This window comes from Sphingopyxis sp., assembly GCF_036402335.1.
Lineage (GTDB): Bacteria > Pseudomonadota > Alphaproteobacteria > Sphingomonadales > Sphingomonadaceae > Sphingopyxis.
On record NZ_DASWTD010000437.1, the window covers coordinates 1 to 8,454 of the forward strand.

The 8,454-nt window shown below is 65.5% G+C and carries 6 protein-coding genes and 1 tRNA gene; 5 read left to right on the top strand and 2 right to left on the bottom strand.

Annotation, left to right across the window (positions count from 1 at the left end):
* Positions 1–109: 109 nt before the first annotated feature.
* Positions 110–370: a succinate dehydrogenase assembly factor 2 gene (locus VGD20_RS14105; protein WP_331135056.1), complete on the top strand. Its 261-nt coding sequence runs from the start codon at positions 110–112 to the stop codon at positions 368–370.
* Positions 367–3,861 carry a transcription-repair coupling factor gene (gene mfd / locus VGD20_RS14110; protein ID WP_331135057.1) on the top strand — a complete coding sequence of 1,165 codons (3,495 nt, stop codon included), beginning with the start codon at positions 367–369 and terminating at the stop codon, positions 3,859–3,861. The genes VGD20_RS14105 and mfd overlap by 4 nt, the downstream gene beginning before the upstream one ends.
* On the opposite strand, the gene VGD20_RS14115 is transcribed toward mfd, so the two are convergent.
* The gene (locus VGD20_RS14115; protein ID WP_331135058.1) at positions 3,858–5,057 is read right to left on the bottom strand and encodes a GGDEF domain-containing phosphodiesterase; all 1,200 of its coding nucleotides are present in this window, start codon (positions 5,055–5,057) and stop codon (positions 3,858–3,860) included. The two genes, mfd and VGD20_RS14115, sit on opposite strands and share 4 nt — an antisense overlap.
* 101 nt (positions 5,058–5,158) lie before the next feature.
* Between VGD20_RS14115 and moaA the strand changes: the two genes are divergently transcribed.
* From moaA to VGD20_RS14130, 3 genes are all read left to right on the top strand, one after another.
* Positions 5,159–6,133 carry a GTP 3',8-cyclase MoaA gene (gene moaA, locus VGD20_RS14120; RefSeq protein WP_331135059.1) on the top strand — a complete coding sequence of 325 codons (975 nt, stop codon included), beginning with the start codon at positions 5,159–5,161 and terminating at the stop codon, positions 6,131–6,133.
* A gap of 43 nt (positions 6,134–6,176) precedes the next feature.
* Positions 6,177–6,947: an NAD kinase gene (locus VGD20_RS14125; RefSeq protein WP_331135060.1), complete on the top strand. Its 771-nt coding sequence runs from the start codon at positions 6,177–6,179 to the stop codon at positions 6,945–6,947.
* Positions 6,948–7,008: 61 nt separating this feature from the next.
* Positions 7,009–7,083 (top strand) — tRNA-Asn (locus tag VGD20_RS14130).
* Between the two features lie 372 nt (positions 7,084–7,455).
* Here the strand turns inward: VGD20_RS14130 and VGD20_RS14135 are convergent.
* Positions 7,456–8,220, bottom strand: a complete 765-nt coding sequence (locus VGD20_RS14135; protein ID WP_331135061.1) for a helix-turn-helix transcriptional regulator — start codon at positions 8,218–8,220, stop codon at positions 7,456–7,458.
* Between the last annotated feature and the right edge of the window lie 234 nt (positions 8,221–8,454).

An 8,454-nucleotide genomic window follows, 5' to 3' on the forward strand; every position in this document is an offset into this window, starting at 1 on the left:
CCCTCCACCATCCTCCGGATGGTCCCCCTCCCCATGCCTGCGGCACAGGGAGGATCAGCAGGCTGCCATCACTGTTGATACCTCGCGCAACCGCTCTAAAAGGCCCGCCATGCACGACCGCCTGAAACGCCTGAAATTCCGCGCATGGCATCGCGGCACACGCGAGGCCGACTATATGATCGGCGGCTTCTTCGATCGCTATTCCGCCGAATGGGGTGAAGCGGAACTCAGCTGGTATGAGGCCGTTGTCGAAGAGGATGACGTCGACATCATGGCGTGGGCGCTCGGCACCGGCGAGCCGCCCGCGCATCTTGACCGGCCGGAGATGATCGTCGCGATGCGCCGACTGGACTATATCCCGCTGCCATGACCCTGCCCGCCGCCGACATTTTCGCCGCCATCGGATCGGCACCCGCGCCGCTGACGCTGGCGCGCGCCGCTGACGGCTTCCTGCCGCTACTGCTCGCCGACCTCGCGCGGGCGAGCGACAAGCGCGTCCTCTATGTCGCGACCGACGATACCGCGATGCAGGCGATTGCCGATGCCGCGCCCTTCTTTGCACCCGACCTGATCGTCCATCGCTTCCCGGCGTGGGACTGCTTGCCCTATGACCGCGCGGGCCCCTCGATGCGCGTCAGCGCCGACCGGCTGGCGACGCTGTCGGCGTTGCAGCTGCCCGCCAGACGCGGTGAGCTGATCCTCACCACCGTCGCCGCGATCACCCAGCGCACGCTGACGCCTTTCCGTATCCGCCAGCTAGCGACAACGCTGGCGGCGGGGCAGCGGATCGACCGCGACGCGCTCGCCGAGCTGCTCGTGTCGAACGGCTTCAGCCGCGTCGACACCGTCGCCGACCAGGGCGAGTTCGCAGTGCGCGGCGGCATCCTCGACCTGTTCCCCGCGGGCGAGGAAACGGGGCTGCGGGTCGATTTCTTCGGCGACGAGATCGAGAGCATCCGCCGCTTCGACCCCGCCGACCAGCGCAGCCTGGGGCCCGCCAAGGCGCTGCAACTGCTCCCGGCATCCGAAACCTTGCTCGACGAAGCGACGATCAAGCGTTTCCGCTCGGCCTATCGCGACCTGTTCGGGGCGCAGGCGACGGGCGATCCGCTCTATCAGGCGGTGAGCGACGGCCGGCGGCAGGCGGGCATGGATCATTGGCTGCCGCTGTTCGAGGAACGGCTCGCAACCCTGTTCGACCATATCGACTCCGCGACCCCGGTGCTACGCGGCCACCGCACAGAGGCGACCGCCGAGACGCGCTTTGCCGCGATCACCGATTATCATGCGAACCGTGTCGCCGCCGAGCGCGAGTCGCCAGGAAGCTATCGTCCGCTGGTTCCCGAGACGCTGTATCTGACAGAAAGCGAATGGGCCGGGGCATCGTCCAATCGCCCGATCCATATCGTCACGCCCTTCGACGTCCCGCCGGCTGCGACCGTCGTCGACCTCGAAACCTTTGCCGCGCGCGATTTCACCCCCGAACGCACCGCCGACCTCAACGTCTACGACAAGGTCGCCGACCATCTGTCGGACGAGCGCCGCAAGGGCCGCCGTACGATCATCGCCAGCTATTCGGGCGGCGCGCGCGAGCGCCTGTCGGGGCTGCTCCGCGATCATGGCGTCACCTCGCTCGCGCCCGCCGATAGCTGGCAGGACGCGCTCGGTGCCGCGTCGACCGAAAGCGGCGGGGCGACGGCGATGGTCGTCCTCCCCCTCGACCATGGCTTCGCCAGCGACGCGATCAGCCTGCTCACCGAACAGGATATCCTCGGCGAACGCCTCGTCCGCCGCCAGAAGCGCCGCAAAAGCGCCGACGCGTTCCTCGCCGAACTCGCGACATTGAGCGTCGGCGACCTTGTCGTCCACCTCGACCACGGCATCGGCCGCTATGAGGGGCTGACCCAGATCCCGGTCGGCAGCAGCCCGCACGACTGCGTCGCCCTCACCTATTCGGGCGGCGACAAGCTCTACGTCCCCGTCGAAAATCTCGACGTCCTCTCGCGTTACGGCGGCGAAAGCGAAGGCGTCGGCCTCGACAAATTGGGCGGCGAAGCGTGGCAGCGCCGCAAGGCGCGGATGAAGGAACGCATCCGCGAGATCGCGGGCGAACTGCTCGCGACCGCGGCGCAGCGCGCGCTGCGCTCGGGCGAATTGCTCGCACAGGACGCAGCCTATCCGGCGTTTGCCGACCGCTTCCCGTATCAGGAGACCGACGACCAGGACCGCGCGATCGGCGACGTGCTCGCCGACATGGCGTCGGGGCGCCCGATGGACCGGCTCGTCTGCGGCGACGTCGGCTTCGGCAAGACCGAGGTCGCACTGCGCGCCGCCTTCGTCGCGGCGATGGCGGGGGTGCAGGTCGCGGTCGTAGTGCCCACCACTTTGCTCGCCCGCCAGCATTACACCAATTTCGTCGAACGCTTCAAAGGCTTCCCGGTCAACATCGGCCGCCTGTCGCGGCTCGTCCCCGCGGGCGAAGCGCAGAAAACGCGCGACGGCCTGTCGAACGGCCAGATCGACATCGTCGTCGGTACCCATGCGGTGATTGCGAAATCGGTCGAGTTCAAGAATCTCGGCCTCGTCATCGTCGACGAGGAACAAAGGTTCGGCGTCGTCCACAAGGAACGACTGAAGCAGCTCAAGGCCGACGTCCACGTCCTGACCCTGACCGCAACCCCGATCCCGCGCACCTTGCAGATGGCGATGTCGGGTCTGCGCGAACTCAGCGTCATCCAGACGCCTCCCGTCGACCGCCTCGCGGTCCGCACTTATGTCGCGCCGTGGGACCCCGTGGTCATCCGCGAGGCGCTGCTGCGCGAACATGACCGCGGCGGGCAAAGCTTCTTCGTCACCCCGCGGATCAAGGACCTGCCCGACATCGAGGAATTTCTGCGCACGCGCGTGCCCGAGATCAAATATGTCGTCGCGCACGGCCAGATGGCGCCGGGCGAGGTCGAGGAGCGGATGAGCGCCTTTTACGACCGCAAATATGATGTGCTCGTCTCGACGACGATCGTCGAAAGCGGGCTCGATATCCCGAGCGCCAATACGCTGATCGTCCACCGCGCCGACCGCTTCGGCCTCGCGCAGCTCTATCAGCTACGCGGCCGCGTCGGCCGGTCGAAGACGCGCGCCTATGCCTATCTGACGACGCTCGAAGGCGGCGCGATCACCGATACGGCCGAAAAGCGGCTCAAGCTGCTCGGCGATCTCGACACATTGGGCGCGGGCTTCCAGCTCGCGAGCCACGACCTCGACATCCGCGGCGCGGGCAATCTGGTCGGCGACGAGCAGTCAGGGCATATCCGCGAGGTCGGTTTCGAACTCTACCAGTCGATGCTCGAAGAAGCGATCCTCGTGGCCAAGGCCGAAGGTGCCGGCAAGCTGCCGCCGCGCGAGGCACTGTCGCCCACGATCACCGTCGACGCGCCGATCCTGATCCCTGAAGATTATGTCCCCGACCTGCCGCTGCGCATGGCGCTCTATCGCCGCCTGAACGACGCCGGCGACCGCCCGGCGCTCGATGCCTTCGCCGCCGAGATGATCGACCGCTTCGGCCCGCTGCCGCCCGAGACCGCCAACCTGATCCAGCTGATGGAAATCAAGGCGAACGCGAAGCTCGCCGGCATTGCCAAGCTGGACGTCGGCACAAAGGGCGCACTCGTCAGCTTCCACGGCGACGCGTTCGCCAACGTCCCTGGCCTCATCGCCTATGTCGAGCGGCTGAAGGGCCGCGCGCGCATCCGCCCCGACAACAAGCTGTCGATCAGCGGCGACTGGGTGAGCACGGGCGCACGCCTCAACGGCGCGCTGCAGCTATCGAAGGGATTGGGCAAGCTGGCGCGGCAGGCCGCCTAGGCTTCCATCAACGCCAGCAACTGATCCGCCGGCACTGGCCCCGACCTCAAAAACCCTTGCCACGTCGCGACGCCAAGTTCGGACAAGCGCGCAAGCTGGCGCTCGTTTTCGATCCCTTCGGCCACAACGAGCAGGCCGAGCGCGCGCGCTAGGTCGACGATCGCACGCACGACGATGCGGTCGCGGTCGCTGCCGTCGATCGTGCGCGTGAAGCCGCTGTCGATCTTGAGATAATCGATCGGCAGCCGCGCGAGGAGCGACAGGCTGGAATAGCCGGTGCCGAAATCGTCGATCGCGACTGCGACGCCGAGCGCGCGAATCTGCGCGAGTTGCTCGGCAGCGCTTGCGGGGTCGCTCAGCATCGCCTGTTCGGTGAGTTCGAGCGTCAGCCGGTCGGGATCGATCTTTGCCGTCTTGGCCATCGCCGCAAAGCGCCCCGCAAATTCGGGATCGCCAAGGTCCGCGGCCGTGATGTTGAGCGACACGCGCAGCTTGGCGAGTGCCTTGGGCCAGGTCGCCATTTCGGCGAGTGCAACGCGGTGCGCATGTTCGGTGAGCTCGCATTCGAGCCGCGCTGCGCGCGCTGCGGTGACCAGCGGCCCGGCGCCGAGCAGGCCCAGTTCGGGGTGCTGCCAGCGCAATAGCGCCTCGACCCCGGTCATCTCGCCGGTCGCGACATCATATTGGGGCTGGTAGTGGATCACGACCTCGTTGCGCGACAGCGCGGCATGGACCATCACGCCGTCACGCGCCGATGCCGGCCGCGCCAGCTGGTCGCCGGCCGCGCGAAGCTGCGCGGCGACCGGCTCGTCACGCGTAATCAGGGCGGCAGCGATGCGGATCGACAACCGGCCGTTCGGATCGCCGACGATCGGTTCGGCGAGCGCGACATGTAAGGCACGCTCCTGCGCGCGGAGCGCCCCCAGCGACAGCGGCGTCGACGGCACGATCAGGAAGCGCGGTCCATCGAGCCGGTCGACGCACGATCCCTGTCCGAATTCGTCGCTCGCGAAATTTTCGAGTCGTCGGCCGATCTCGTCGAGCACCGAATCCCCGGTTGCGGTACCGGCACTGTTGTTGATACGCGCCATCTGGTCGACCTGAACCAGGATGACCCCGGCGTCGGCATCGTGCCGTGCGTGCAGGACTTCGAGTTTGCGGGCGCAGGCGGAAAGGGATTCGGGCAGGCGATTCATCGGGTTTCCCTAGCAGCCTTTGCTTGCCAAGCTCTTGCCTTTTGCATCACAATGCATGTGTGGCTGTCATATTATCCCAACCTGCCGCTTCGGCGGCGCCCTTGATCGACGGCCATGGCCGGCGGATCAGCTATTTACGCCTGTCGGTCACCGACCGCTGCGATCTGCGCTGCCGCTATTGCATGGCCGAAGACATGAGCTTCCTGCCCAAATCGGCGGTGCTCAGCATAGAGGAAATGGGCGAACTTGCCGAGCGCTTCGTTGCGCGGGGGATTCGCCGTATCCGCCTCACCGGCGGCGAGCCATTGGTACGGCGCGGCATCGACACGCTGGCGATGCGCCTTGGCGCGATGATCGGCCACGGCCTCGACGAACTCACGCTGACCACCAACGCAATGCGGCTCGCCGAGCACGCGCCGATGCTGGCGGCGGCGGGCGTACGGCGCATCAACGTCAGCCTCGACACGCTCGACGCCGCGGCGTTTCGCCATATCACCCGCGTCGGCGACCTCTCCGTAGCAATGCGCGGGATCGATGCGGCGCGCACGGCCGGGCTGGCGGTCAAGATCAACATGGTGGCGCTCGCCGGACTCAACGAAGACCAGCTCCTCCCGATGCTCGACTATTGCGCGGCGAAGGGCTGCGACCTGACGCTCATCGAGACGATGCCGCTTGGCGAAGTCGAGGGCGACCGCAGCGATCATTATATCCCGCTCCATTGGTTTATCGCCCCGCTCCGCGACGCGCGCACCATCTATCCGGTCGACAGGCGCACCGGCGGCCCCGCCCGCTATTTTGCCATCGAGGGCAGCCCGGTTACCCTCGGCCTCATCACCCCGCTCAGTGACAATTTCTGCGCGACGTGCAACCGCATCCGCCTGACGGTCGAAGGGCGCGTCTATATGTGCCTCGGCCAGGACGATCATGTCGACCTGCGCGCCGCGCTGCGTGTCGGCGGCGATGTCGATGGCTTGATTGATGCCGCTTTGGCTGGCAAACCCCGCGCGCATGACTTTCATATCGAGGGAAAGTCCAAACCGGCGGTCGCGCGTCATATGAGTGCAACGGGCGGCTGACAGGCCTTCCCGTTATTTGAAGGCACGGGGGAACCGGACCAATATGCATCGCAAGATCGCGCTTGTCGCATCGAACGCGCCCGCCGCCATGGAAGCGGAAGCCGAACTGCGCCCGCTTTACGATTTCGTCGACCTCGCCGAAGCCGAGTTGCTGATCGCGCTCGGCGGCGACGGCTTCCTGCTCCACATGCTGCACCAGCTGCTCGACCAGCGCCGCAGCATGCCCGTTTTCGGGATGAACCGCGGCACCATCGGCTTTCTGATGAACGAGTTCCGGATCGAGGGGCTGGTCGACCGGCTCGCCGCCGCGCGCCCGTTCCTGATCCATCCCCTGAGCGGCGACATTACGACGATCAGCGGCGAGCGGCACATATTGCCTGCGATCAACGAGATTTCGCTGCTGCGCGAAACGCGCCAGGCGGCAAAACTCGAAGTGATGATCAATGAAAAGACGATGCTCGAGGAACTCGCGTGCGATGGCGTACTGGTGTCGACCCCGGCGGGATCGACCGCCTATAATCTCAGCGCCAACGGACCGATCCTCCCGCTCGAATCCGAAATGCTCGCACTGACCCCGATCAGCCCGTTCCGCCCCCGCCGCTGGCGCGGTGCACTCGTCCCCGAATCGACGAGCATCCGCTTCAACGTCCGCGAGGCAGCCAAACGTCCGGTCAGCGCGGTCGCCGACCAGCGCGAAATCCGCGATGTGAAGACCGTTCTCGTCACCACCGACCGCAGCCGGCCGCTGACTTTGCTGTTCGATCCCGACCAGGGACTCGACGAACGCATCGCGATGGAACAATTTATCGTTTGAGGTCTTGCAAATTGCGGCAACCGGCGGCAAAGGGGCCGCCTTGCCCGCTTCAGCGGCGTGTTCCTCGGTAGCTCAGCGGTAGAGCAATCGACTGTTAATCGATCGGTCGTAGGTTCGAATCCTACCCGGGGAGCCATTTCTTTCCAGACATACGAAAGACTGCGCCAGAGCCCGCCAGCTTTGCACGACATTTCGCCAGCGTTATCGCCCGTACTCTGGCACGGTGATGAGAAGAGCCTCAACTCTTATCGTAGAGCAAATTATCGTAGGTTGCAGCGATACTGCGACGGGAAACCGACTTCGTGTCGGCTGGCGAAGAAATACAAGCCATGGGGTTGTCTGGCACTCCCACCATTACCGCAGCGTAGCCCTGCGCGCTTTCCGGGTACATTGGCGCAGCCTTCGGAGCCGCCAAAGCCCATAACCGAATATCCTTCGCCGGTTGCAGATTGTCTGCCTGTGGCCAAACAGAAGTGAGAGCCGGCAAGATGTGTTTGCCCGCTGTCGCCTATGGCTTCAGATATCGGCTCGGCGGAACACCCAGCATCCGTTTGAACATCGTCGAGAAATTGCCCGGGCTGTCATAACCGAGGTCATAGGCAATCGAGGTAACGGCCTCTCCCGCAGCAAGCTTCGGCAACGCCACGGACAGGCAGGCTTGCTGGCGCCATTCGGCAAAGCTCATACCTGTCTCGCGCCTGAAGAGCCGCGTGAAGCTGCGCCGGTTAATCGCCATCCCATCTGCCCATTCGTCGATCGTTGCTGCCGCATTCGGCCGTTCGAGAAAGGCATGGCAACGCCGCGCGAGAACTGGATGCGTCGGAAACGGGACCGCCAGCGGGATCGATGGCGCGCGTTCAATTTCCGCCAGCAAAAGGCGCATGACCAGCCCGCCGCGACCCGAAACGTCATATTCGGGCGGCACGTCGGCGGCGGCGCCCAGCAACTCGCGAACCAGCGGCGAGACGCCGACAACCTGGCATTCGTCGCCGCGACCCGCACATTCGCCCGGCTCGATCAGAACGCTGCGCGTTTGCACCGCGCCGACCATGCGCACCGCATGCGGCGTGCCGGCCGGAATCCAGACCGCGCGCTCGGGCGGGGCGACCCATGATCCGCTCGGCGTGCTCACTGCCATCACGCCGGTCGCCGCATAAAGGAACTGACTGCGGCGATGGCGGTGTTCGGCGAGCTCGTATGAATCGGGGTAGTCATGCCCAATCGCGATCAGCGGACGGCGCACATGATCATTCTCGTCGGGATAAAAATCCATCCTGTCCCATTCGCAGAAAAGTTTGGCTCATACAACAAAGCGGGAAAGGAGCAGGATTGATAGGCGCCGGCGGACATTTCGAAAGCACACCCGATGACCGACACGACCGCCAGCCTGCCAGACTCCCCCCACCTCGCCCCCCCGATGGCGCCCCCGCAAGATGGACCGAAGCTGGCCGTACAGATCGTCGGCGCCGTCGCCTTCGCCCATCTTCTCAACAACCTGATCCAGGCG

Bases quoted from the DNA above. Each gene is read 5' to 3' on its own strand.
- VGD20_RS14105 (WP_331135056.1), top strand. From the start codon at position 110: ATGCACGACCGCCTGAAACGCCTGAAATTCCGCGCATGGCATCGCGGC.
- mfd (WP_331135057.1), top strand. From the start codon at position 367: ATGACCCTGCCCGCCGCCGACATTTTCGCCGCCATCGGATCGGCACCC.
- VGD20_RS14115 (WP_331135058.1), bottom strand. From the start codon at position 5,057: ATGAATCGCCTGCCCGAATCCCTTTCCGCCTGCGCCCGCAAACTCGAA.
- VGD20_RS14125 (WP_331135060.1), top strand. From the start codon at position 6,177: ATGCATCGCAAGATCGCGCTTGTCGCATCGAACGCGCCCGCCGCCATG.
- VGD20_RS14135 (WP_331135061.1), bottom strand. From the start codon at position 8,220: ATGGATTTTTATCCCGACGAGAATGATCATGTGCGCCGTCCGCTGATC.